22 protein-coding genes are annotated in these 21,773 nt (G+C 68.5%); 11 read left to right on the top strand and 11 right to left on the bottom strand.

The window, feature by feature from the left end:
- The first annotated feature begins 92 nt into the window (after positions 1-92).
- The gene (locus tag QMO14_RS08240; protein ID WP_301505886.1) at positions 93-725 is read left to right on the top strand and encodes a transcriptional regulator; all 633 of its coding nucleotides are present in this window, start codon (positions 93-95) and stop codon (positions 723-725) included.
- A 25-nt stretch (positions 726-750) separates the two neighbouring features.
- On the opposite strand, the gene QMO14_RS08235 is transcribed toward QMO14_RS08240, so the two are convergent.
- Positions 751-1,743 carry a tripartite tricarboxylate transporter substrate binding protein gene (locus QMO14_RS08235; RefSeq protein WP_301505884.1) on the bottom strand — a complete coding sequence of 331 codons (993 nt, stop codon included), beginning with the start codon at positions 1,741-1,743 and terminating at the stop codon, positions 751-753.
- Between the two features lie 285 nt (positions 1,744-2,028).
- A complete protein-coding gene (locus QMO14_RS08230; protein ID WP_301505883.1) occupies positions 2,029-3,264 on the bottom strand; it encodes a pyridoxal-phosphate dependent enzyme in 1,236 nt (411 codons plus the stop codon).
- A gap of 95 nt (positions 3,265-3,359) precedes the next feature.
- Here QMO14_RS08230 and QMO14_RS08225 point away from each other — a divergent pair, with 95 nt between their 5' ends.
- Positions 3,360-4,280, top strand: a complete 921-nt coding sequence (locus QMO14_RS08225) for a LysR substrate-binding domain-containing protein (RefSeq protein ID WP_367618152.1) — start codon at positions 3,360-3,362, stop codon at positions 4,278-4,280.
- A gap of 8 nt (positions 4,281-4,288) precedes the next feature.
- Here the strand turns inward: QMO14_RS08225 and QMO14_RS08220 are convergent, their stop codons facing one another.
- The 3 genes from QMO14_RS08220 to QMO14_RS08210 form a co-directional block, all read right to left on the bottom strand.
- Positions 4,289-5,023, bottom strand: coding sequence for a hypothetical protein (locus QMO14_RS08220; RefSeq protein ID WP_301505878.1), 735 nt, complete (start codon positions 5,021-5,023; stop codon positions 4,289-4,291).
- Positions 5,024-5,104: 81 nt separating this feature from the next.
- On the bottom strand, positions 5,105-6,112 hold the full coding sequence (locus QMO14_RS08215) for a response regulator transcription factor (RefSeq protein ID WP_301506027.1): 1,008 nt from the start codon (positions 6,110-6,112) through the stop codon (positions 5,105-5,107).
- Between the two features lie 20 nt (positions 6,113-6,132).
- Entirely contained in the window at positions 6,133-9,720 is a 3,588-nt protein-coding gene (locus QMO14_RS08210) for an ATP-binding protein (RefSeq protein ID WP_301505876.1), read from the bottom strand.
- A gap of 104 nt (positions 9,721-9,824) precedes the next feature.
- On the opposite strand from QMO14_RS08210, the gene QMO14_RS08205 reads away from it, so the two are divergent.
- The 4 genes from QMO14_RS08205 to ureC all read left to right on the top strand — a co-directional run bounded on the left by QMO14_RS08205 (position 9,825) and on the right by ureC (position 12,893).
- Entirely contained in the window at positions 9,825-10,127 is a 303-nt protein-coding gene (locus tag QMO14_RS08205) for an urease subunit gamma (protein WP_301505874.1), read from the top strand.
- Between the two features lie 127 nt (positions 10,128-10,254).
- Positions 10,255-10,860 (top strand): HupE/UreJ family protein, encoded by a 606-nt coding sequence (locus QMO14_RS08200; RefSeq protein ID WP_301505873.1) that lies wholly within the window; start codon positions 10,255-10,257, stop codon positions 10,858-10,860.
- A 9-nt stretch (positions 10,861-10,869) separates the two neighbouring features.
- Positions 10,870-11,175 (top strand): urease subunit beta, encoded by a 306-nt coding sequence (locus QMO14_RS08195; protein WP_093057422.1) that lies wholly within the window; start codon positions 10,870-10,872, stop codon positions 11,173-11,175.
- Complete coding sequence (gene ureC, locus QMO14_RS08190; protein ID WP_301505864.1) at positions 11,175-12,893, top strand: urease subunit alpha; 1,719 nt, start codon at positions 11,175-11,177, stop codon at positions 12,891-12,893. Before QMO14_RS08195 ends, ureC begins: the two co-directional genes overlap by 1 nt.
- 3 nt (positions 12,894-12,896) lie before the next feature.
- On the opposite strand, the gene QMO14_RS08185 is transcribed toward ureC, so the two are convergent.
- Positions 12,897-13,301: a type II toxin-antitoxin system death-on-curing family toxin gene (locus QMO14_RS08185; RefSeq protein WP_301505862.1), complete on the bottom strand. Its 405-nt coding sequence runs from the start codon at positions 13,299-13,301 to the stop codon at positions 12,897-12,899.
- Positions 13,298-13,525, bottom strand: a complete 228-nt coding sequence (locus tag QMO14_RS08180) for an AbrB/MazE/SpoVT family DNA-binding domain-containing protein (RefSeq protein ID WP_301505861.1) — start codon at positions 13,523-13,525, stop codon at positions 13,298-13,300. Before QMO14_RS08180 ends, QMO14_RS08185 begins: the two co-directional genes overlap by 4 nt.
- A gap of 71 nt (positions 13,526-13,596) precedes the next feature.
- Between QMO14_RS08180 and ureE the strand changes: the two genes are divergently transcribed.
- From ureE to ureG, 3 genes are read left to right on the top strand one after another with little or no spacing between them, the layout of a single operon-like run.
- On the top strand, positions 13,597-14,214 hold the full coding sequence (gene ureE, locus QMO14_RS08175) for an urease accessory protein UreE (protein ID WP_301505859.1): 618 nt from the start codon (positions 13,597-13,599) through the stop codon (positions 14,212-14,214).
- Positions 14,177-14,896 carry an urease accessory protein UreF gene (locus tag QMO14_RS08170; protein WP_301505858.1) on the top strand — a complete coding sequence of 240 codons (720 nt, stop codon included), beginning with the start codon at positions 14,177-14,179 and terminating at the stop codon, positions 14,894-14,896. Before ureE ends, QMO14_RS08170 begins: the two co-directional genes overlap by 38 nt.
- Positions 14,897-14,912: 16 nt before the next feature.
- On the top strand, positions 14,913-15,563 hold the full coding sequence (gene ureG, locus QMO14_RS08165) for an urease accessory protein UreG (protein ID WP_301505857.1): 651 nt from the start codon (positions 14,913-14,915) through the stop codon (positions 15,561-15,563).
- 18 nt (positions 15,564-15,581) lie between these two features.
- Here ureG and QMO14_RS08160 read toward each other — a convergent pair whose 3' ends face one another.
- On the bottom strand, positions 15,582-15,761 hold the full coding sequence (locus tag QMO14_RS08160) for a DUF3606 domain-containing protein (RefSeq protein ID WP_301505856.1): 180 nt from the start codon (positions 15,759-15,761) through the stop codon (positions 15,582-15,584).
- Positions 15,762-15,994: 233 nt separating this feature from the next.
- Between QMO14_RS08160 and QMO14_RS08155 the strand changes: the two genes are divergently transcribed.
- Positions 15,995-17,476, top strand: coding sequence for an ATPase domain-containing protein (locus QMO14_RS08155; RefSeq protein WP_301505855.1), 1,482 nt, complete (start codon positions 15,995-15,997; stop codon positions 17,474-17,476).
- Positions 17,477-17,532: 56 nt separating this feature from the next.
- Complete coding sequence (locus tag QMO14_RS08150) at positions 17,533-19,053, top strand: hybrid sensor histidine kinase/response regulator (RefSeq protein ID WP_301505854.1); 1,521 nt, start codon at positions 17,533-17,535, stop codon at positions 19,051-19,053.
- A 38-nt stretch (positions 19,054-19,091) separates the two neighbouring features.
- Here QMO14_RS08150 and QMO14_RS08145 read toward each other — a convergent pair whose 3' ends face one another.
- The 3 genes from QMO14_RS08145 to QMO14_RS08135 all read right to left on the bottom strand — a co-directional run bounded on the left by QMO14_RS08145 (position 19,092) and on the right by QMO14_RS08135 (position 21,738).
- Entirely contained in the window at positions 19,092-19,622 is a 531-nt protein-coding gene (locus QMO14_RS08145) for a hypothetical protein (RefSeq protein ID WP_301505853.1), read from the bottom strand.
- Positions 19,623-19,700: 78 nt separating this feature from the next.
- A complete protein-coding gene (locus tag QMO14_RS08140) occupies positions 19,701-21,212 on the bottom strand; it encodes a tripartite tricarboxylate transporter permease (protein ID WP_301505852.1) in 1,512 nt (503 codons plus the stop codon).
- A gap of 37 nt (positions 21,213-21,249) precedes the next feature.
- Positions 21,250-21,738, bottom strand: a complete 489-nt coding sequence (locus QMO14_RS08135; RefSeq protein WP_019656505.1) for a tripartite tricarboxylate transporter TctB family protein — start codon at positions 21,736-21,738, stop codon at positions 21,250-21,252.
- Between the last annotated feature and the right edge of the window lie 35 nt (positions 21,739-21,773).

The raw sequence follows: 21,773 nt of genomic DNA, 5'->3' as shown, positions 1-21,773 counted from the left end.
GGATCAATCTGAACATTTCTGGATAATACATCCAACTATATACTTTTCGTATAAATCAGATTGTTCGTCCAGAGCTGGATACATTTCCCTGCATGAAGAAGAAGCCGAACAAGCAGCTGCTCGAGATGCTGAGCAACATGGCCGAGGGCCTGGGCCAGACCTTCGCGCCCTTCTGCGAAGTGGTGGTGCACGACCTGAGCAACCCCAGGAACGCGATCTACGCCATAGAAAACAGCCTCAGCGGCCGCGAGGTCGGCGAGTCGGTCACCGAGCTGGGCCTCGCGCGCATCCGCGATCCGGAGTTCCCGGCGGTGATCGCGAACTACGCCAACACCTTTCCCGACGGCCGCAAGGTCAAGAGCACCTCCATCGGCATCAAGGACGAGAGCGGCGAGTACGTGGCCGCGCTGTGCCTGAACGTCGACCTCACGCTGTTCCAGAGCTTCCAGAGCGCGATCTCGCAGTTCACGCGCATCGACGACAAGGAAGTGCACGAGCACCTGGAAGCCGGCGGCGGCGGCAACCACTCGGACCGCATCCACGCGCGCATCGACGAGTTCGCGGCCGCGCGCGCAACCACGCCGCGCTCGCTGAAGCCGGCCGATCGCAAGCAGCTGGTGCAGGAACTCAAGAAGGCCGGGATGCTGGAAGTCCGCCGCGGCGCCGAGATCGCAGCGGCGCACATGGGCGTGTCGCGCGCCACCGTCTACAGCGACGCGAAGTAGCAGCAGGGGCAGGAGCGCCTGCCGTTTATTGCGGCTGCAGCCCGATCTCGTGCGCGGCCTTCTGCCAGCGCTCCGCCTCCGAGCGCAGGAAGGCGCGCAGCTCGGCCGGCGTCGATCCCTTCATCTGCACGCCGAGCGCCGACAGCCGCTCCTTCACCATCGGATGCTCGAGCGCGGCAACGGCCTCGCGACGCAGCTTCTCGATCACGTCCAGCGGCGTGGTGGCCGGCGCCACCATGGCCCACCACTGGCCGATTTCCAGGCCCTTGAGCCCGCTCTCGGCGAGCGCCGGCACGTTCTGCAGGCCGGGCAGGTTCACCCGCAGCGCGCTCGTCACCAGCAGCGGGCGGATGCGGTTGGCACCCAGCAGGCTGGAGCCGCTGGCCAGCGTCGCGAAGTGGCCTGCCACCGTGCCTGCCGCCACGTCAGTGAGCGCGGGCGCCGAACCGCGGTACGGGACCATGTTGAACGCGATCTTCGTGCGGCTCGCGAGCAGTTCCGCCGCGAGGTGGCTCACCGTGCCCGCGCCGCTGTGCGCGATGGCCGGCGGCGAGCCCTTGGCCGCGGCCGCCGCCGCGGTCTTCAGGAAGGTCTTGAAGTCCTTGCTGTCGTCGCCCATGCCCGCGAAGAACACCAGCGGCGAGGTGCCGATCATGGTCACCGGCGTGAAGTCGCGCAGCAGGTCGTAGGGCAGCTTCGCCGTCACCGCCGGTGCGATGGCGTGCGGCAGTTCGACGATGGCGATGGTGTAGCCGTCGGGCGCGGCCTTGGCCGCCGCGTCGGTGCCGATCATGCCGGCGGCGCCGGGCCGGTTGTCCACGATCACCGGGCTGCCGATGGTCTGGCTCATGCGCTGCGCCATGGCGCGAGCAATCGCGTCGGTGCTGCCGCCGGCCGCCCACGGCACGACGAGCTTCACGGGCTTGTCGGGATACGCCGCCCACGCGGGGCTGACGGAAGAAGCGAGCAGGGCTGTAGAGCCGGCGGCCACGAAGGCCCGGCGATTCATCGTCGGCATGTCGGATTCCTGAAGAGGTTAGGGTCTGTTCACACTATTTCCGGGGTCGCGTTGGTGCTCCAAGGGGCTGGCTGCAAGGCGCCCGTGCGCAGCAAGGCTGATGCCTTGCAAGCGCGGGCAACGCCGCAGACGGCCCCTTGGAGCACCAACCCTGCGGGAAGGGCAGCCAGGGCGGGCCAATCAAGGCGCGCGACGACGCGTGTGCATGCGCACACGCTAGGAGCGCAACGCCGAGTGGCCCGCCCTGGCTGCCCTTCGCGACCCCGGAAATAGTGTGAACAGACCCTAAATCGGGCGATCGGGCCAGCTCGGGTCGCCGGTCGCGTTGGCGGTCAACATCAGCACCACGTGCGCGTCCGCCGCGATGGAGTTGTTCTCGCGCAATTGCCGCAGCGCGGCGAGGCCGCCCGCCGCGCACAGCTCGGCGCTCACGCCGGCGGCCGTGAGCACGCGCCGCGCGGCACGTGCTTCTCCATCGTCCACGACCACCGCGCCACCGCCCGTGGCCGTCGCGGCCTGCCATTGCAGGTAGGTGACCGTGGCACCCGCCGTGGAGAACTGCGCCGTGTGCCCCGGGTAGCTGCCATTGATGGCACCGCCCGCGAACACGCGCGCCAGGCGCGGGAACGGCTCCACCAGCCAGAGCTTCGGCAGCCGCGCGATGCGCCCCGCCGCCAGCAGGTCGCGGAAGCCCGCGTAGATACCCCATGCCAGGTCGCCGCGCGCAGTCGGGATCACGACGTGGTCGGGCAGGCCGCCATCGTTCAGGCACTCGAGCGCGATCGGCTTGTAGCCCTCGATCGCCAGCGGCGCGCTGCCCAGCGCGGGCAGGCGGTAGTTGGTGAGCGCGAAGTAGCCGGGGTGCTGCGAGCGCTCGCGCACGAAGGCCCAGCGGCCGGCGTTGTCGGAGAACACGTAGCGGCGCGCGCCCAGCGCGTCGAGCTGCCGTGCGTAGGTGGCCGGCATGCCTTCGTAGGTCGCGACCTCGCAGCCCAGGCCCGCGGCCCATGCGTAGTGCGCCGCCGAAACGGCCGCGTTGCCCGAGGAGGCCAGCACCAGCGTGTGGGCGTCGAAGTCGAGCGCCTGCGCCACGCCCACCGCGGTCATGCGGTCCTTGTGCGAACCGGTGGGGTTGCACGACTCGTCCTTGATCGACAGGCGTGACACGCCGAACTGCCGCGCCAGCCCGGGCATGTCCTGCAGCGGCGTCTGCCCTTCGCCCAGCGCGAAGCTGGAGGTGTAGGGCATGGGCATCAGCTCCGTGCTGTCGGGCAGGTAGCTGGCGCGCAACGCCACGTGAATGCCCTCGCGCCTGCATGCCGGGCAGCCGTCGTTCGTCAGCGTGACCGGGTAGAGCGCATCGCATCGCAGGCACTGCAGCCCGCGCAGGTTCGGGTTGCGCGCGGGTTTCGGCGTGCGGTCGCGAACCAGCCCCAGGGAATGGCCCGGGGACGGGGCATGGCTCAGCGGGTCCAGCGGGGGAGCGGCGAACTTGAAGTCCAGAACGGGCGATGTCGTCACGGGGGTCTGCGCTTGATGAAGTTGTGACTAAATCTTATGCAATCGGAAATAAAATTACGCAGCCTCAGATACTCAACCGATAACAAAACTTATCGATGCGATTCGGCGAAATCGAAACTTTCCGGGCACTCATGCGCAGCAGCTCCACGCGCAAGGCCGCTGCCTTGCTGCACGTGACGCAGCCTGCCATCAGCCAGTCGCTCAAGCGCCTGGAGGCCCAGGCCGGCATGCTGCTGTTCCAGCGCACCGGCGGGCGGCTGGTGCCCACGCCCGAGGCGCGCGCGCTGTGGGTGGAGGTGGAACGGGTCTTCATCGGCATGGACGCCATCGAGCACCGGGTGCGCAGCCTGCGCGACTTCGGCGTCAGCCAGCTCGAGCTCAGCAGCTTTCCGGCCTACGGCCTGGGCTTCATGCCGCGCGCGCTGGCGAGGCTGAAGGCGCACCGCGGCGCGAGCCCCTGGCCGCAGGTGTCGCTGCAGGTGCTGAGTTCGAAGGACGTGCGCGACCGCGTGGCCATGGGCATCTCCGACTTCGGGCTGATGGCCGACGAACTCTCGCTCGAAGGCATCGACCATTCGACCTTCTCGCGCTTTCCCGGCGTGGTGGTGATGCCGCCCGACCACGCGCTGGCCCGCTTCAAGACCATCAAGCCCGAGCAGCTCGCCGAGGCGCCCTTCATCTCGCTCAACCCCGAAGACCCTTCGCACCAGCGGCTGGAGGCGGCGCTGGCTCCGCACGGCGTGGCGCTGCGCGTGCTTGTGCAGACGCCCTACGCGGCCAGCGTGTGCGAGATGGCGCTGCGCGGCCTGGGCGTGGGGCTGGTCAACCCGATCACGGCGCTCGACTACGCGGAGCGCGGGCTGGTGGTGCGCAAGTTCTCGGTCGATGTGTACTTCACCTGCCTGCTGGCGCTGCCGGCGGGCAAGGTGCTTTCGGCCACCGCGCGCGACTTCATCTCGCTCATGCGCCAGCAACTGGCCGAGGACGAGAAGCGCATCCAGCGCCACCTGCGCTAGGCGCCGATTCACCTCCAGCTGAACTCGTGGTTCAGCCCGATCACGAAGCCGCGCACGCCCTGCGGCCCGGTGCGCGACGCGCTCACGTCCACGCTGATCAGCGGCGTGATGCTGAAGCGCCCGCCCAGGCGTGAGGTCCAGACGTTCGACGCACGGTTGCGCTCCGCAATGATCGACACCGTGTCGTTCAGCGCCCATTCGACGCCGACGCCGCCGCGCGGCGTGCGCACCCCGGTTCCGGTCGCCCAGTCGGCGCCGACGTTCGCGTGTATCTGCAGGCTGTCCAGTGGCCGCCAGGTGACGGGAATGACGAACTGCCCGCCCGCGCGGCCGCCGCGCCTGAAGTCGAACACCGCGCCCATCGACACGGCCGCGCTGAAAGGCGCATCGGCCGCCGGCCCGTAGAAGTTCCACTTGAGCTGCGGCCCGCCGGTGACCGAATGAACGCCGCCCACCGAGGTGCGATCGAGGTTCAGGCCCAGCTCGAACGGCCCGACGCGGCAGGCCGGCCCGAAGTGAAAGCCGGTGACGGGCTCGACGCCCGTGCGGCCCCACCAGGTCTCGTACTGGCACTGGCCGGGGTCGAGTGTGCTGGCGTCGTCCACGTCGAAATGCCCTGCCGCGTGGACGGCCGGCGCCGCGAGCAGTCCTGCGAGCAATCCCGCCTTGAAGCAGGAAGCCGCCAGCACCCAGCCGCGCGATGGCTGTCGGTTCGTTGTCCTGCTGTGCCTGGTGTTCTTCATCGCTCGCATCCCCGGGGCCTCGAACCATTCTAGGGACGCGCAAAGTAGGCGCCATGACGCGGCGCAGCGCGGTGGGTACCCTCAGATCTCGAACTGCGGCTGCAGCTCGCGGATGCGCTTGATCGCCACGCCCGCCGCCGCCGTGCGCGTCTCCACGCCCAGCTTTACGTACACCCGCTCCAGGTGCTTCTTGGCCGTGGCCGGGCTGCTGCCGAGGATCTCGCCGATGTCCTTGTTGGTCTTGCCCTTGACCACCCAGTACAGCACCTCGGCCTCGCGCGCGGTGAGCTTCAGGCTCAGGCTCATGGCCTCGATGACGGCGGTGTCGGACACCTCGCGCATGATGATCATCCACTCGTCGCCGTCGTCGTCCCCGCCGGTCTGCTGGTGCAGGCGCAGCGTGAGGCTGCTGGCGCCCTGCACGATGGACAGCGCCGGCGGCTCGATGCCGCGCTCGCGCGCATCGGGCGTGTGGCTGCGCAGCCATTCGAGCACCGCCGGCGGCGTCTCGGGCGCGCGCGTGTCGCAGTAGCGCAGCAGCAGGTCGCGCGCGAGCGCCGTCTGCCAGATCAGCTTGCCTTCGGGCAGCCGCACCGTGATGCTTGCGTAGCCGAAAGCGTCGAGCGCGTTGCGCGCCTGGCCGGCCTGCCGCGCGTCCTGCCTTGCGCGGCGCGCGCCCTGCAGGTGCACGTTCATGCGCGCCAGCACTTCCTTCGGCTTGATGGGCTTGGTGACGTAGTCGACGCCCCCCGCCTCCAGCGCGGCCACCAGGTGCTCGGTCTCCGTGAGACCCGTCATGAACACGATGGGAATGTGCGCCGTCGCGGCATCGGCCTTGAGCCGGCGTGCGACCTCGAAGCCGTCGATGCCCGGCATCATCGCGTCGAGCAGCACGATGTCGGGCTTGGCCTGCACTGCGCGCTGCAGCGCCTGCTCGCCGTTGGTGGCGATGAGCACGGTGTAGCCCGACTCGTCCAGCGCGTCGTGCAGCACCGCGAGGTTGTCGGGCACGTCGTCGACGATCAGCACGAGGTCGCTGTTGGCGCCCTGTTGTTCGCGCAGGGCCTTGGCGAGCGAGGAGGTTTCCATGGCGGGAATTGGCGTCGTGGTCACGCTGCGCTCTCCACGGCCTCGGCCAGCGCGCGGCTCATGGCCTCGAACTGGAACTGGCGGGCCAGCACGCGCTGGGCGTCGGTCCATGCCGCGCACTCGGGCTGCGCGGCGTCGATGTCGTCGAGCTGGGTCATGATGCCCCGGAAGTAGCCCAGGCCCACGGCCTCCTCCAGCGCACGCAGGCGCTCCAGCGAAGGCGCCAACATCGCGCGCGACTCGGCGATGGCGGCGGGCTTCGCGGCGGTCTCGGTCCAACGCAGCCCGAGCCGGCGTTCGAGCCAGTCGAGCAGCTCGGTGTGGCGCACGGGCTTGACGAAGAAATCCTCCGGCGCAATGCCCACGTCGTTGTCCAGCCCCTTGTCGAAGGCGTTGGCCGAGACGATGGCCACGGCCGCCTCGGTCAGCCCCAGCTTGCGCGCGCGGCGGATGGTCTCCCAGCCGTCGATGCCGGGCATKGCGAGGTCGACGAACATCGCGTCGGGCCGGTAGCCGGCCGCGACCAGGTCGAGCGCATCATGCCCGCTGGCCGCGCTGCGCAGCTCGAAGCCCAGCGGCGCGAGCAGGTGGCCCAGCAGATCGCGGTCGGCTTCTTCGTTGTCCACCACCAGCAGGCGGCGGCGCGGGCCCTCGTAGCCGCGCCGCGCGCGCGCGACGGGCAGCGCGCGCCCGGCGCCGGCCACGGTGTCGTGCACGCGCGGCAGGAACAGGCGCACGCAGAAGAGCGAGCCCACGCCCGGCGTGCTGCTCACTTTCATCTCGCCGCCCATCAGGTCGGTGAGCATCTTGGCGATGGTGAGCCCCAGCCCCGCGCCCGGCGCCGCTGCCGTGCCCGTGGCGTTGCCGCGCGCAAAGGGCTCGAAGATGCGCTCGATGTCCCCGGCCGGCATGCCCGGGCCCGTGTCCTCGATCTCGATGGACGCAAACTCGCGCGCATAGGCCAGCCGCAGCGTGACCTGCCCCGCCGCCGTGAACTTGATCGCATTGCCCAGCAGGTTGATGAGGATCTGGAGCACGCGCTTTTCGTCGGCGCGCACCACCTCGGGCAGCGGGCCCGCCGCCTCGAAGCGAAACTGCAGCCCCTTCTCCGCAGCCTGCAGCTCGAACATGTCGGCCAGCTCGCGCAGGGTGTCTGCAAAGCGCATCGGCCGCGCATGCAGCGTGAGCTTGCCGGCCTCGATGTGCGCGATGGCCAGCGTGCCCTCGATGAGCGAGAGCAGGTGCTCCCCCCCGCGCTTGATGACGGCCACCGCCTGCTGCCGGTGCGGCGGCACCGAATGGTCTTCGCCCATCAGCTGCGCGTAGCCCAGGATGCTGTTGAGCGGCGTGCGCAGCTCGTGGCTGATGGCGCTGATGTAGCGGCTCTTGGCCTGGTTGGCCTGGTCGGCGGCCTGCTTGGCCAGCTCGGCCGCGAGCTTGGCCTGCTCCGCGATCTCGCGCGCCTCGTCGGCCGACTGCTTGGCGGCCTGCAGCGCGCGGTCGGTCTCGCGGTGCAGCTCGATCTCTCGCACCAGCAGGTGGGTCTGGCGGTTCGACTCTTCCTGCGCGACCTTGCGGCTCTGGTGCGCCAGCACCAGCCACCACGCGACGATGCCCGCGATGACCAGCAGCGCCATGTACGCCTTCAGGAAGCCCGAGCGCAGCGACAGCTTCTGCAGGCTGGCCAGCGCGGCCGCCACCTCCGACTCGGAGGCCAGCTCCAGCGCGCCCTCGCCGAAGGCGCGCAGTTCCTGCTGGTAGAGCACGCCGAACACCACCGCCAGCAGCGGCACGATGATGAGCATCAGCAGCAGGAAGTGCCCCAGCCCCGTGTCGAGGTAACGCCAGCTGCGCCGCGGCAGCAGCCAGCGCAGCACCGCCGACCACTGCGAAGACAGGCTCGCATGCGGCTTGCACAGGTCGCCGCAGCGCGCATCCAGCGTGCAGCACAGCGAGCAGATCGCGCCCTGGTAGGCCGGGCAGTGGGCCATGTCCGGCCCCTCGTACTCGCGCTCGCAGATCACGCAGTGCTGCACCTTCAGGCGCTGGTAGCTGCCCTCGTGCTCGACCCTGGCCCATCGCACCGCGCCGGCCCCGGATGAAGGCACACCACGCGCCAGGTAGTACTTGCCGCCGGTCGCCCAGGCCAGCAGCGGCGATGCCACCAGCGCCGTGCCCAGCGCGATCAGCGCCGAAAAAGCCTGCGCCAGCGGCCCGAACACGCCCAGGTGTGCCGTGATCGACAGCCCCGAGGCCAGCGCCATCGCGCCCACGCCCACCGGGTTGATGTCCCACAGATGCGCGCGCTTGAACTCGATGCCCGGCGGCGACAGGCCCAGCGGCTTGTTGATGACCAGGTCGGCCACCACCGCCATCATCCAGGCGATGGCGATGTTGGCGAACAGGCCCAGCACGTCGCCCAGCGCCTCGAACACGTTCATCTCCATCAGCATGAAGGCGATGAGCGCGTTGAACACCACCCACACCACCCGCCCCGGGTGGCTGTGCGCCACGCGCGAGAAGAAGTTGCTCCAGGCCAGCGAGCCCGCGTAGGCGTTGGTCACGTTGATCTTGAGCTGCGAGATCACCACGAACAGCGCCGTGGCCGCCACCGCCCAGCCGTAGTGCGGAAACACGTACTCGTAGGCCGCGAGGTACATCTGGTTCGGATCGACCGCCCGGTCGGCCGGCACCATGTGCGTGATCGCCAGGTAGGCCAGCAGCGCCCCGCCCAGCATCTTGAACACGCCCAGCACCACCCAGCCCGGCCCGCCAGCCAGCACCCCGGCCCACCAGCGGCGCGCCGTGGCCGCGGTGCGCGCCGGCATGAAGCGCAGGTAGTCGGCCTGCTCGCCCATCTGGGTGATGAGCGCGATGCCGACGGTGAGCGCCGCGCCAAACAGGTGCAGATCGAAGCCTTTGGTGCCCGAGCGCACGCCGTTGTAGTGCACGATGCCCGCGAACGCACCAGGATCGCGCACGAGCACGTAGGCGAAAGGCACCACCAGCATCAAGAGCCACAGCGGCTGGGTCCACAGCTGCAGCCGGCTGATGGCCGACACCCCGTGCGTGACCAGCGGAATCACCACCAGCGCGCACACCAGGTAGCCCCAGACCGGGGGAATGCCGAGCGCCAGTTCCAGCGCATAGGCCATCACGGCAGCCTCCAGCGCGAAGAAGATGAAAGTGAAGCTCGCGTAGATCAGCGAGGTGAGCGTGGAGCCGATGTAGCCGAAGCCCGCGCCGCGCGTGAGCAGGTCCATGTCCACGCCGTAGCGCGCCGCGTAGACGCTGATCGGCACGCCCGCCAGGAAGATGATGAGCCCGGTCGCCAGGATCGCCCAGAAGGCGTTGGCGAAGCCGTACTGCACCAGCAGCGTGGCGCCCACCGCCTCCAGGATCAGGAACGACGCAGCCCCGAAGGCAGTGTTCGCCACCCGCCATTCCGACCACTTCCGGAAGCGCTGCGGCGTATAGCGCAGCGCGTAGTCCTCCAGCGTCTCGCTGGCCACCCAGCTGTTGTAGTCGCGCCGCACCTTGACGATGCGCTGCGGGGCGTCGTCGGGGGTGGTAGGGGCGGCTTCGGTGTTCACACCGTTTCGGTGCATCTTCCGTGCCATCCATACGGCTTTTGGCGCACAAGGCACGACTGTTGCAAAGAAGCCGGCTTGCCCATAATGGCCGCCTTCTCCCGCCACCCGATGCCGATCCCATGGAACTGACCCCGCGCGAAAAAGACAAGCTGCTGATCTTCACCGCGGCGCTCCTGGCCGAACGCCGCAAGGCCCGCGGCCTCAAGCTCAACTACCCCGAGGCCGTCGCCCTGATCTCCGCCGCCGTCATGGAAGGCGCGCGCGACGGCAAGAGCGTCGCCGAACTCATGAGCGAGGGGCGCAGCGTGCTCACCCGCGCCGACGTGATGGACGGCATCGCCGAGATGATTCCCGACATCCAGGTCGAGGCCACCTTCCCGGACGGCACCAAGCTCGTGACCGTCCACCAGCCGATCCTATGACCTTCCCCAGGCTACGCGCACTTCGTGTCGCTTCGCCCACCCCCTCGCCGAGGGCAACACCTACGGCCGGGCAGAGCCCGTTCCGTGGTGTTCCCTCGAAGTGACTCATCCCATTGGAGACCTGCTGATGCGCATTCATCGATCCATCCCCACCGTCTTGCTCGCCGCAGTCGCGGCCCTGCCCCTCGCGGCCAGCGCCCACACCGGAGTGGACGGCGGCATGCACCACGGCTTCGTCACCGGCTTCATGCATCCGCTGACCGGAGCCGACCACTTGGCGGCCATGGTCGCGGTCGGCCTGTGGAGCGCGCTGGCCGCGCGCCGCGCCTGGCCCGACCTGCTCTGGGCACCGCTGGCCTTCGCCGGCATGCTGCTGGCGGGCGCGCTGGCGGGGCTGGCAGGCGTGCAGCTGCCGGCGGTCGAGCCGATGATCGCGGCCTCGCTGCTGGTGCTGGGCCTGCTGGTGGTCACGCGCGTGCGCCTGCCGGCGGTGGCGGCGATGGCTTTGGTGGGCGTGTTCGCGGTCTTCCACGGCGTGGCGCACGGCTACGAGCTGGCGAGCGAACAAGGCGCCGCCCTCACGCTGGCCGGCATGGTCTGCGCGACCGTGCTGCTGCACGCCGCGGGCATCGCGATCGGCTGGGCGCTGCGCAATGCCAACGCATGGCTGCCGCGCGTGGCCGGCGCGGCGGTCGTCGGCCTGGGCGCGACACTGCTGGCGCAAGCCATCTGAGGGGCCAGCATGATTCCCGGCGAACTCTTCACCGACGACGGCGAGCACGCGCTCAACCCCGGCCGCCGCACCCTCACGTTGGTGGTGCAGAACACCGCCGACCGGCCGATCCAGGTCGGCTCGCACTATCACTTCGCCGAGACCAACGGTGCGCTCGGCTTCGACCGCGAGGCCGCCCGCGGCATGCGGCTGAACATCGCCTCGGGCGCCGCGGTGCGCTTCGAGCCGGGCCAGCAGCGCACGGTCGAGCTGGTCGACTTTTCGGGCGATCGCATCGTCTACGGCTTTCGCGGCCTGGTTCAAGGGAAGCTCTGATGGCGACCATTTCAAGGCGTGCCTACGCCGAAATCTTCGGCCCCACGGTGGGCGACCGCGTCCGTCTCGCGGACACCGAGCTGGTCATCGAGGTCGAGGCCGACTACACCCTGCGCGCCGGCGGCTACGGCGAAGAGGTGAAGTTCGGCGGCGGCAAGACAATCCGCGACGGCATGGCGCAGTCGCAGCGCACCCGGGCGCAAGGCGCGGTCGACACGGTGCTGACCAACGCGCTCATCCTCGACCACTGGGGCATCGTGAAAGCCGACATCGGCTTGAAGGACGGCCGCATCGCCGCCATCGGCAAGGCCGGCAACCCCGACGTGCAGCCGGGCGTGGACATCGTCATCGGCCCGGGCACCGAGATCATCAGCTGCGAGGGCAACATCGTCACCGCGGGCGGCATCGACAGCCACATCCACTTCATCTGCCCGCAGCAGATCGAGGAGGCGCTCTCCTCCGGCGTGACCACCATGCTCGGCGGCGGCACTGGCCCCGCCACCGGCACCTTCGCCACCACCTCCACGCCGGGCCCCTGGCACATCGAGCGCATGCTGCAGGCGGCCGACGCCTTCCCGATGAACCTCGGCTTCCTCGGCAAGGGCAACGCCAGCCTGCCGCAGGCGCTGCACGAGCAGATCGAGGCCGGCGTCATCGGCCTGAAGCTGCATGAAGACTGGGGCACCACGCCCGCGGCCATCAGCAACTGCATGGACGTGGCCGATGCCACCGACACGCAGGTGGCCATTCACAGCGACACGCTCAACGAATCGGGCTTCGTCGAGAACACGATTGCCGCCGTGGGCGGTCGCGGCATCTGCGCCTTCCACACCGAGGGCGCGGGCGGCGGCCACGCGCCCGACATCCTGCGCGTGGTGGGCGAGAGCAACTTCCTGCCGTCGTCGACCAACCCGACGATGCCCTACACCGTGAACACGCTCGACGAGCACGTCGACATGCTCATGGTGTGCCACCACCTCGACGCCGGCATCGCCGAAGACCTGGCCTTCGCCGAGTCGCGCATCCGCAAGGAGACCATCGCTGCCGAGGACGTGCTGCACGACCTGGGCGCGATCAGCATGTTCAGCTCCGACAGCCAGGCCATGGGCCGCGTCGGCGAGGTGGTCATCCGCACCTGGCAGACCGCGCACAAGATGAAGCTGCAGCGCGGCACGCTGCCCGAGGACAGCAGCCGCAACGACAACTTCCGCGCCAGGCGCTACGTCGCCAAATACACGATCAACCCGGCCCTCGCGCACGGCATCGCGCACGAGGTGGGCTCGCTCGAGGTCGGCAAGTGGGCCGACATCGTGATCTGGAAGCCGGCCTTCTTCGGCGTGAAGCCCTTCACCATCATCAAGGGCGGCAGCATCGCGCTGGCCGCCATGGGCGACCCCAACGCGTCGATCCCCACGCCGCAGCCGGTGCACTACCGCCAGATGTTCGGCGCCTACGGCGGCTCGCTCGCGAAGAGCTCGCTGACCTTCGTCTCGCAGGCCGGCCTGGCCGCGGGCGTCGGCGAGCGCTACGGCCTGAAGAAGCAGATCAGCGCGGTGAAGAACGTGCGCAACGTGCGCAAGAAGGACCTGATCCACAACGGCTACGCGCCGAAGATGGAGATCGACGCCCAGACCTACGCGGTGCGCGCCGACGGCAACCTGCTGACCTGCGAGCCGGCAAAGCTGCTGCCGATGGCGCAGCGGTATTTCCTGTTCTGAATGTCAGGCGCTGCGCGGTGCGAGGTGGTCTCGAATCCACTGGGCGAAAGAAGCTTCGTCGATCTCACCCGCGGCGAGGCCGAGTGTCTTCAGGACGCAGCCTTCGTCGGACGCGAGAAGCTCGAAGTCGTTGAGGTCGAGAAAGGTTTCCATCGCGACGAAGGCGGTTCTCTTGTTTCCGTCGACGAACGGATGGTTGCGGGCGATGCCGAAGGCGTAGCTCGCGGCCAAGGCCGCGACGTCGACGGATTCGTAGGCCGCACGGTTCTGCGGCGGCGCCATTGCGGAGGCGAGCATTCCCTCGTCACGCACTCCGGCCGGACCGCCATGCTCGGCCAGTTGCTCTTCATGCACCAGCTGGATCACGCTCGCGCTGAGCCAGATCCAGTGCTGGTTCGCCGCGCTCACTTCGCGAGCTCGCGCAGAACGTTGCGCCGCTTCTTCATGACGCGGCGGGCTGCTTGCATCTGGCGTTCGAACTCGTCGTCGTATGGCGTGATGGTGAAGCCCCCGTTGGCCGCTTGCGTGAGGTAGACCGTGTCGCCTTTTCCCACATTCATGCTCGCAAGAACCTCCTTGGGCAGGATGACACCGACGGAATTGCCGATCTGGGTCAGTTTGAGGGCGGACATTGGACGCTCCATCGAGCCAAAGTTATAACAATCGTTATATTATTTCGCTTCATCCGTAGCCGCAAGCCACCATGCTCACCGCCAACAAACTCATGCCCCAGGGCCGCGGCCTCGCGCCCGTGCTGCTCAAGCGTGCCGCCACCATCGAACTCGACTGGGACATCCGCCAGAAGAGCCGCTTCGACGCCACCGATTCGCAGGGCCGCCAGATCGGCGTGTTCCTGCCGCGCGGCACGCTGGTGCGCGGCGGCGATGTGCTGGTGGCGGAAGACGGTTCGCTGGTGCGCGTGATCGCCGCGCCGCAGCCGGTGCTTCGCATCACGCACTGCACCGCCCACGGCACGCCCTTCGACCTGACGCGCGCGGCCTACCACCTGGGCAACCGGCACGTGCCGATCGAGCTGAAGCCCGACCACCTGAAGATCGAGCCCGACCATGTGCTGGCCGACATGCTGCGCTCGATGCACCTGATCGTCGTGGCGGTGGAAGAGGCTTTCGAGCCCGAGGGCGGTGCGTATGGATCGCACGAGCATTCGCATGGCCACAGCCATGACCACGGGCATTCGCACGATCACGGCCGCTCGCATGACCATGGCAGCGGCCCGAAGCCGCTGGTGCTCGCGCCGGAGTTGCTGGACGACCACGACGGCCATGATCACGGCCACGGGCACCACGGCCATTCCCACTGACGCCCCCACTGACGTGTCCGCCCAGAGCCTCCTTCAGCTGATCTGGCTCGCCTCGCCCGCGCTGCCGGTCGGCGGCTTCTCGTACTCCGAGGGTGTGGAAGCCGCCGTCGAATGGGCCGGCATCGACTCCGAGCCGCGCGCGGCCGAGTGGCTCTCCGACCAGCTGCACCTGAGCTTCGCCCGCGGCGATCTCGCCGTCTGCGGGCAGGCCATCGCAGCCTGGCGCGCCAATGACATGCCGCGCATCCGCCAGCTCAACAGCTGGGTGATGGCCACCCGCGAGTCGGCCGAATTCCTTTTGCAGACCGAGCAGATGGGCCGCTCCTTCGTCGAGTGGCTCAAGCTGCACCACACCGACACGGCGGAAGTCTTCGCCGACCTGGGCGCGAGCTACCCCGTCGCGTTCGCCTTCGCGGCCAGCCGCGCGGGCGCCACGGTGCACGACGGCAGCCTGGCCTTCGCCTTCGGCTGGGCCGAGAACATGGTGGCCGCCGCCGTCAAGGCCGTGCCGCTGGGCCAGAGCGCGSRCCAGCGCATCCTCGGACGGCTGGCGCGGGAAATGCCCGATGCCGTGACCCGCGCCATGGCCCTCGGCGACGACGAGCGCCAGGCCTTCGCGCCCCTGCTGGCGGTGCTGTCGGCCCGCCATGAAACACAATATTCCCGCCTTTTCAGAAGCTGAACCGGACACCACCCTCATGACCTCCGCCCTGCACCACATTCCCAACCGCACCAAGAGACTTCCGCCGCTGCGCGTGGGCATCGGCGGCCCGGTCGGCTCGGGCAAGACCACGCTGCTGGAGATGCTCTGCAAGGCGATGCGCGACAAGTACGACCTGATCGCGATCACCAACGACATCTACACCAAGGAAGACCAGCGCCTCCTCACCGTGGCCGGCGCGCTGCCCGCCGAGCGCATCATGGGCGTGGAAACGGGCGGCTGCCCGCACACGGCGATCCGCGAAGACGCCTCGATCAACCTGGAAGCCATCGACCGCATGCTGGAAGACTTTCCGGACGCCGACGTGGTGTTCGTCGAATCGGGCGGCGACAACCTCGCGGCCACCTTCAGCCCCGAACTGTCGGACCTCACGATCTACGTGATCGACGTGGCGGCCGGCGAGAAGATCCCGCGCAAGGGCGGCCCCGGCATCACCAAGAGCGACCTCTTCGTGATCAACAAGACCGACCTCGCGCCCTACGTGGGCGCGAATCTCGATGTGATGGAGCAGGACACGCAGCGCATGCGCCGCCAGCGGCCGTACGTGATGACCAACCTCAAGACGCTTTCGGGCGTGGCCGACGTGGTGTCGTTCATCGAGGAGCGGGGCATGCTCGCCGCGGGCTGAGGCCCGCCACGAAGGATCTCAGGGCAGGCCGAGGTAGACCCGCAGGTCGTCTCTTACCGTGCCGGCAAAGGCCACCGCAGTGCGCAACCGCTGTTCGCTCACGCCGAACCACTGGGTCCAGTAGTCGACCTCCTTGAGGTCAGTGACGTCGATCCGTTCGTCGTCGCGTGGAATGCGGATCTCTGTGTCTTCGCGCATCGTCTTCTCCTGAAGAGCCGGAAACTTTCGGTTTGAAGGGCAAGGGCGGCAGGGCCCGGTGACGCAGTCTCTCCGGCCCCACCGCCGGGCCGGCCGGACGAATCCGCTCCCCATTGCAGGACAACTTCCATAGTCGCGCGCCGCCGCCCGCCACGCGGTGCCGTCCTGCATGCGTCGCGCGACCGCGATGCTTGAATCTGCCGGTCACCTTATTCATTCGCGGAGAAGCCACCATGGAGCCTCACCACCAGCGGCTGCTGGGCATGGGCGTGCCGGGCCTGAACGATGTGCTCGGCGGCGGACTCGAGCCCAACCGGCTCTACCTGTTCGAAGGCACGCCGGGCGCCGGCAAGACGACCATTGCAATGCAGTTCCTGCTCGAAGGCGCGGCGCGCGGCGAATCGGTGCTGTATGTGACGCTGTCCGAAACCGAGCAGGAACTGCGCGGCGTGGCCGCCTCGCACGGGTGGGACATTTCCACCATCCACGTGCGCGAGATGCTGCCCACGCAGGACAGCCTGCAGCCTGACGAGCAATACACCATGTTCCACCCGTCCGAGGTGGAGCTGAGCGAAACCACGCTGCGCATCCTGAGCGACGTGGAGGCCAACAAGCCTTCACGCATCGTTTTCGATTCGCTCTCCGAGCTGCGGCTGCTGTCGGGCACCTCGCTGCGCTATCGCCGGCAGATCCTGGCACTCAAGCAGTTCTTCGCGGGGCGCCAGTGCACGGTGCTGCTGCTCGACGACATGACCGCCACCGAGCACGACCTGCAGGTGCAGAGCATCGCGCACGCGGTGGTGAGGCTGGAGCAGTCGAACTCCGACTACGGCGCCGCGCGCCGCCGCCTGCTGGTCGTGAAGTACCGCGGCCAGTCGTTTCGCGGCGGTTTCCACGACTACAAGATCCACCGCGGCGGCCTGCAGGTGTTTCCGCGCCTGGTGGCGGCCGAACACGTCACCGACACCACGCTGACCAAGCTCACCAGCGGCATCGAGGCGCTCGACGCGCTGCTGGGCGGTGGCCTCGAAAAGGGCACCAGCACCCTGTTCGTGGGAGCGCCGGGCACAGGCAAATCGTCGGTGGCGGTGCAGTTCGCCATTGCGGCGGCCGAGCGCGGCGAGGCTGCCGCGCTCTTCGTCTTCGACGAGAGCGTGAACACGCTGCGCACCCGCAGCGCCGGCCTGGGCATGAAGCTTGAGCCCTACCTTCAGACGGGCCGCATCCGCATCAAGCAGGTCGATCCGGCCGAACTCTCCCCCGGCGAACTGGTGCACGAAATCCGCCAGGCCGTGACCCGGCACGGCGCGAAGGTGATCGTGATCGACAGCCTGAACGGCTACCTCAACGCGATGCCCGACGAGCGCTTTCTCATCGTGCAGCTGCACGAGCTGCTCACTTACCTCGGGCAGGCCGGTGTGGCCACGCTGCTGATCGGCGCGCAGCACGGGCTCATCGGCGCGCAGATGCAGACACCCGTGGACGCCAGCTACCTTGCCGACGCCGTGGTGCTGCTGCGCTACTACGAGGCCGAAGGCGAAGTGCGCCAGGCCATATCGGTGCTCAAGAAGCGCGGCGGCATGCACGAGCGCTCCATACGCGCGTTTTCGATGGACCAGCGGGGACTGAACGTGGGAGAGCCGCTGCGCCGTTTCAGAGGCATCCTGACTGGCGTGCCGGTGCCGATCGACGGCATTTCCACGCCCTCGCAGTGACAGACGGCCCGACGATCCAGCCGCCGCAGCCGCGAGATCCGCAGCTGCGCGTACTGATGAGAACGGCCACCGCGAAGGACGCCGTGATGGCCGCCGCCGTACTCCTGCACGCCGGCATCGAGGCACAGGTGTGTGCCGATCTTCCCGAACTGCTGCGCGAAATCGGGAACGGTGCCGGCGCGCTGCTGGTCTCCGAGGAAATGCTGGCGGGCAACGGTGCCGCCGAACTCGCCGCAGCCGTGGCGGCCCAGCCCCCCTGGTCCGACCTGCCGGTGCTGATACTCGCGCGGCAAGGCGCGGACTCGCGTGCCGTCACCACCGCCATGGAAGGCATGGCCAACGTCACCGTGCTGGAACGACCGATCCGCGTGGCTTCGCTGGTGAGCGCACTGCGCAGCGCGCTGCGCGCGCGGCGCCGGCAGTACGAACTGCGCCGCATCCTGGAAGACCTCAACGAGGCAGACCGGCGCAAGACCGAATTCCTGGCCACGCTGGCGCACGAACTGCGCAACCCGATGGCACCGCTGAGCACCGCGCTGGCCATTCTCAAGCGCAAGCCGCTCACGTCGGAAGCAGCCCGCTCCTACTACGACATCATGGGCCGCCAGCTCGACCACATGGTGCGTCTGGTGAGCGACCTGATGGAGGTCTCTCGCATCACGCGCGGCAAGATCGAACTGCAACTGGACGATCTCGCGCTCGAGCAGGTGATCCGCGGCGCGGTGGAACTCAGCCGCCCGCTGATGGACGCCGGCCGCCACACGCTCGAGGTTCATGTCGCCGATGCCTCGCTGTCGGTGCGGGGCGACAGCGTGCGCCTCACGCAGGTGTTCGCGAACCTGCTGAACAACGCCGCCAAGTACACGCCCGAGGGCGGACGCATCGACGTGTTCGTCGAAAACGACGGCCGAGGCCATGCGGTGGTGCGCGTGAAGGACACCGGTGCGGGCATTCCGGCCGCCATGCTGGACGCGATCTTCGACATGTTCGTGCAGGTCAGCGGCACCGCGCGCGCCGCGCAGGGTGGCCTGGGCATAGGCCTCACGCTGGTGAAGAGCATGGTGGAGCTGCACGGCGGCACGGTCGGCGCAAGCAGCGAGGGCACGAACCGGGGCAGCGAGTTCACCGTGTCCCTGCCGCTGCTCGACCACAAGGCGCGGGCCGACTCAAAGGCCGGGGCCCCGGAGGCCGCGATGGCGGTGCAGCACCGCATCCTGGTGGTGTACGACAACCGCGACGCGGCCGAGTCGCTCGCCGCGCTGCTGGGCCTGCTTGGCGCGCAGGCCACCGTGGCTTTCAGCGGCCCGGATGCGCTGGGCAAGGCCGAGCACTTCCAACCGTCGGTCGCCATACTGGACATCGGCATGCCCGGCATGGACGGCTGTGAACTCGCGCGCCGCCTGCGGATGCATCCACAGCTGCATGCGATCGGGCTGATCGCTCTCACTGGCTGGGGCCAGCCCGACGACCGCCTGCGCATTGCGCGGGCCGGCTTCGATCATCACCTGCTGAAGCCGGTCGAAGTCGAGGAGCTGGCGATGGCGCTGCAAAAGCTCGATCAGCGCGGCGCGGCCTGAGGCACCGCGCAGGGAAAGGGCCATGACGGCCCTTCTTCTCAGAGTTCGCTGCCGTCGCGCAACTGCCGCGCCTTGTAGACCAGCCGCACGCTGGCGCGGCGCGGGTCGCTGAGCTGCTGCACGTAGACGTCGGTGTCGCCGCTGACCCATGCGGCATATGCACTGCCGGGGTCGCGGGAGGCCAGCTCGTTGCCGAACACGCCTCGGCCCCATTGCACGAGGGAGGCGAAGGCTGCCGCGCCGGCATCGGGCGCGGATTGGGCCGAGGCCGCGTACTCGACGCGCCGCAGCTCCGAGGCCGCGAAGAAGAAGGTCGGCTCGAACAGCAACCCCGCCATCTCGACCGGCGCCGCGCGCCACGAGCCGACGAGACCGCCGCCGAGCCGCTGCGGCCTGTGCACGCGTTCGGCGGCGGGCAACGCGGCCTGCAACTCCTCGGCCGACATGCCCAGGCGAACACCGGGCGGCAAGGCCTGCGCGTGCAGGGCACCGGAGGCCAGCAGGATCGCGCTCGCGGCGAGCGCACGAAGAAGGATCAGGGGAGCGGAAAGAAGTCGCACGTCGGTCATCAGGGGAAGGGAAGGCGGCGGCAGCGTCGGACCGCAAGTATCGCGCGGAGTTCCTTCTCCGGCGCACTCCCCCGCCCGTCAGTCCTCGACGAAGGCCTCTTCGCGCTTGGCCTTCACCGAAGGCAGCAGCACCACGACCAGCAGCAGCGCGGCGGCGGCCAGCAGGCCCGCCGACAGCGGCCGCGACACGAACACGCTCCAGTCGCCGCGCGACAGCAGCAGCGCGCGGCGCAGGTTCTCCTCCATCATCGGCCCAAGGATGAAGCCCAGCAGCAGCGGCGCGGGCTCGCACTTCAGCTTGAGGAACAGGTAGCCCACGATGCCGAAGATCGCCACCATCCACACGTCGAAGGTGTTGTTGTTCTCCGAGTACACGCCCACCGCGCAGAACAGCACGATCGACGGGAAGAGCCACTTGTAGGGAATGGTCAGCAGCTTGATCCAGATGCCGATCATCGGCAGGTTCAGCACGATCAGCATCAGGTTGCCGATCCACATCGAGGCGATCAGGCCCCAGAACAGCTCGGGGTTGCTGGTCATCACCTGCGGACCGGGCTGGATGTTGTGGATCGTCATGGCACCCACCATCAGCGCCATCACCGCATTGGGCGGAATGCCCAGCGTCAGCAGCGGAATGAAGGAGGTCTGCGCGCCGGCGTTGTTGGCCGACTCGGGGCCCGCCACGCCGCGGATGTTGCCCTTGCCGAAGGCCATCTCGCCCTGCTTGAGCTTGATCTTCTTCTCGATGGTGTAGGCCGCGAAGGCGGACAGCAGCGCGCCGCCGCCCGGCAGGATGCCCAGCGCGGAACCCAGCGCCGTGCCGCGCAGCACGGCGGGCGTCATGTCCTTGAAGTCCTGCTTGGTGGGCCACAGGCCCTTCACCTTGGCGGTGAACACTTCGCGCTCGTGCTCGGGCACCGCGAGGTTGGCGATGATTTCGCCGTAGCCGAACACGCCCATCGCGATGGCGATGAAGCCGATACCGTCGGTGAGTTCCGGAATGTCGAAGCTGTAGCGCGCCACGCCCGAATTCACGTCTGTGCCCACGAGGCCGAGCGCGAGGCCCAGCAGGATCATCGTGATGGCCTTCAGCAGCGAGCCCGAAGCCAGCACCACGGCGCCGATCAGGCCCAGGATCATCAGCGAGAAGTATTCGGCGGGGCCGAACTTGAAGGCCAGCTCGGTGAGCGGGGGCGCGAAGGCGGCCAGGATCAGCGTGCCGACGCAACCCGCGAAGAACGAGCCGAGGCCCGCTGCGGCAAGTGCCGGCCCGGCCCTGCCCTTTCGCGCCATCTGGTAGCCGTCGATCACGGTCACCACCGACGATGACTCGCCCGGCAGGTTCACCAGAATCGCGGTGGTGGAGCCGCCGTACTGCGCGCCGTAGTAGATGCCGGCCAGCATGATCAGCGCCGACACCGGCGGCAGCGCATACGTGGCGGGCAGCAGCATCGCGATGGTCGCCACGGGGCCGATGCCCGGCAGCACGCCGATCAGCGTGCCCAGCAGGCAGCCCACGAAGGCATAGACGAGGTTCTGCGCCGTGAAGGCGACGCCGAAGCCGATCGAGAGATTGGTAATCAGGTCCATTTTTCTTGTCTTGTTCTTGTGTCTTCTTTGCCGCGGATCAGCCCGAGATGAAGGTCGGCCACACCTGGAACTGCAGCTTCAGCGCGACCACGAAGGCCAGATAGCTGCCCAGCGCGAGGATGGTGGCGAGGATGGTCACGCCCTTCCAGCCGAAGTTGTCGCCCGCAAGGCTGGCAATGAAGGTGAGCGCGTAGATGGCGACGATGAGCCCCATCGATGGCAACCCGATGCTCGGCAGGCCGCCCAGCAGCACGCCGAACATCAGGTTCGCGCCGATGATGAAAACCAGCGGCTTCCACGCGATGCGCCCGACGGGCTCGCCGTCCTCCGTCTCCACGGCCAGCGCCTTGAGCGTGATGAGCACGCCCATGAGCGCGATGAGGATGCCCACGATCAGGGGAAAGTAGCCCGGCCCCATGCGGGCGCCGGTGCCGACGTTGTATGTGGTGGCGCCCCATGCGAAGGCCACGCCGAAGGCGCTGAAGAGCACGCCCGAGCAGAAGTCTCTCTGACTCTTGATTCTCACCGTTGATGTCTCCTGGAAGGAACTGCGTTGATCGC

Source organism: Variovorax sp. CAN15 (assembly GCF_030462475.1).
Taxonomy (GTDB): domain Bacteria; phylum Pseudomonadota; class Gammaproteobacteria; order Burkholderiales; family Burkholderiaceae_C; genus Variovorax.
This window is presented reverse-complemented; position numbering and strand designations above follow the sequence as displayed.

Excerpts from the sequence above, each read along its gene's own strand:
- QMO14_RS08240 (WP_301505886.1), top strand. The coding sequence starts at position 93 with ATGAAGAAGAAGCCGAACAAGCAGCTGCTCGAGATGCTGAGCAACATG.
- QMO14_RS08235 (WP_301505884.1), bottom strand. The coding sequence starts at position 1,743 with ATGCCGACGATGAATCGCCGGGCCTTCGTGGCCGCCGGCTCTACAGCC.
- QMO14_RS08225 (WP_367618152.1), top strand. The coding sequence starts at position 3,360 with ATGCGATTCGGCGAAATCGAAACTTTCCGGGCACTCATGCGCAGCAGC.
- QMO14_RS08220 (WP_301505878.1), bottom strand. The coding sequence starts at position 5,023 with ATGAAGAACACCAGGCACAGCAGGACAACGAACCGACAGCCATCGCGC.
- QMO14_RS08215 (WP_301506027.1), bottom strand. The coding sequence starts at position 6,112 with ATGGAAACCTCCTCGCTCGCCAAGGCCCTGCGCGAACAACAGGGCGCC.
- QMO14_RS08205 (WP_301505874.1), top strand. The coding sequence starts at position 9,825 with ATGGAACTGACCCCGCGCGAAAAAGACAAGCTGCTGATCTTCACCGCG.
- QMO14_RS08200 (WP_301505873.1), top strand. The coding sequence starts at position 10,255 with ATGCGCATTCATCGATCCATCCCCACCGTCTTGCTCGCCGCAGTCGCG.
- QMO14_RS08195 (WP_093057422.1), top strand. The coding sequence starts at position 10,870 with ATGATTCCCGGCGAACTCTTCACCGACGACGGCGAGCACGCGCTCAAC.
- ureC (WP_301505864.1), top strand. The coding sequence starts at position 11,175 with ATGGCGACCATTTCAAGGCGTGCCTACGCCGAAATCTTCGGCCCCACG.
- QMO14_RS08180 (WP_301505861.1), bottom strand. The coding sequence starts at position 13,525 with ATGTCCGCCCTCAAACTGACCCAGATCGGCAATTCCGTCGGTGTCATC.
- ureE (WP_301505859.1), top strand. The coding sequence starts at position 13,597 with ATGCTCACCGCCAACAAACTCATGCCCCAGGGCCGCGGCCTCGCGCCC.
- ureG (WP_301505857.1), top strand. The coding sequence starts at position 14,913 with ATGACCTCCGCCCTGCACCACATTCCCAACCGCACCAAGAGACTTCCG.
- QMO14_RS08160 (WP_301505856.1), bottom strand. The coding sequence starts at position 15,761 with ATGCGCGAAGACACAGAGATCCGCATTCCACGCGACGACGAACGGATC.
- QMO14_RS08155 (WP_301505855.1), top strand. The coding sequence starts at position 15,995 with ATGGAGCCTCACCACCAGCGGCTGCTGGGCATGGGCGTGCCGGGCCTG.
- QMO14_RS08150 (WP_301505854.1), top strand. The coding sequence starts at position 17,533 with ATGAGAACGGCCACCGCGAAGGACGCCGTGATGGCCGCCGCCGTACTC.
- QMO14_RS08145 (WP_301505853.1), bottom strand. The coding sequence starts at position 19,622 with ATGACCGACGTGCGACTTCTTTCCGCTCCCCTGATCCTTCTTCGTGCG.
- QMO14_RS08140 (WP_301505852.1), bottom strand. The coding sequence starts at position 21,212 with ATGGACCTGATTACCAATCTCTCGATCGGCTTCGGCGTCGCCTTCACG.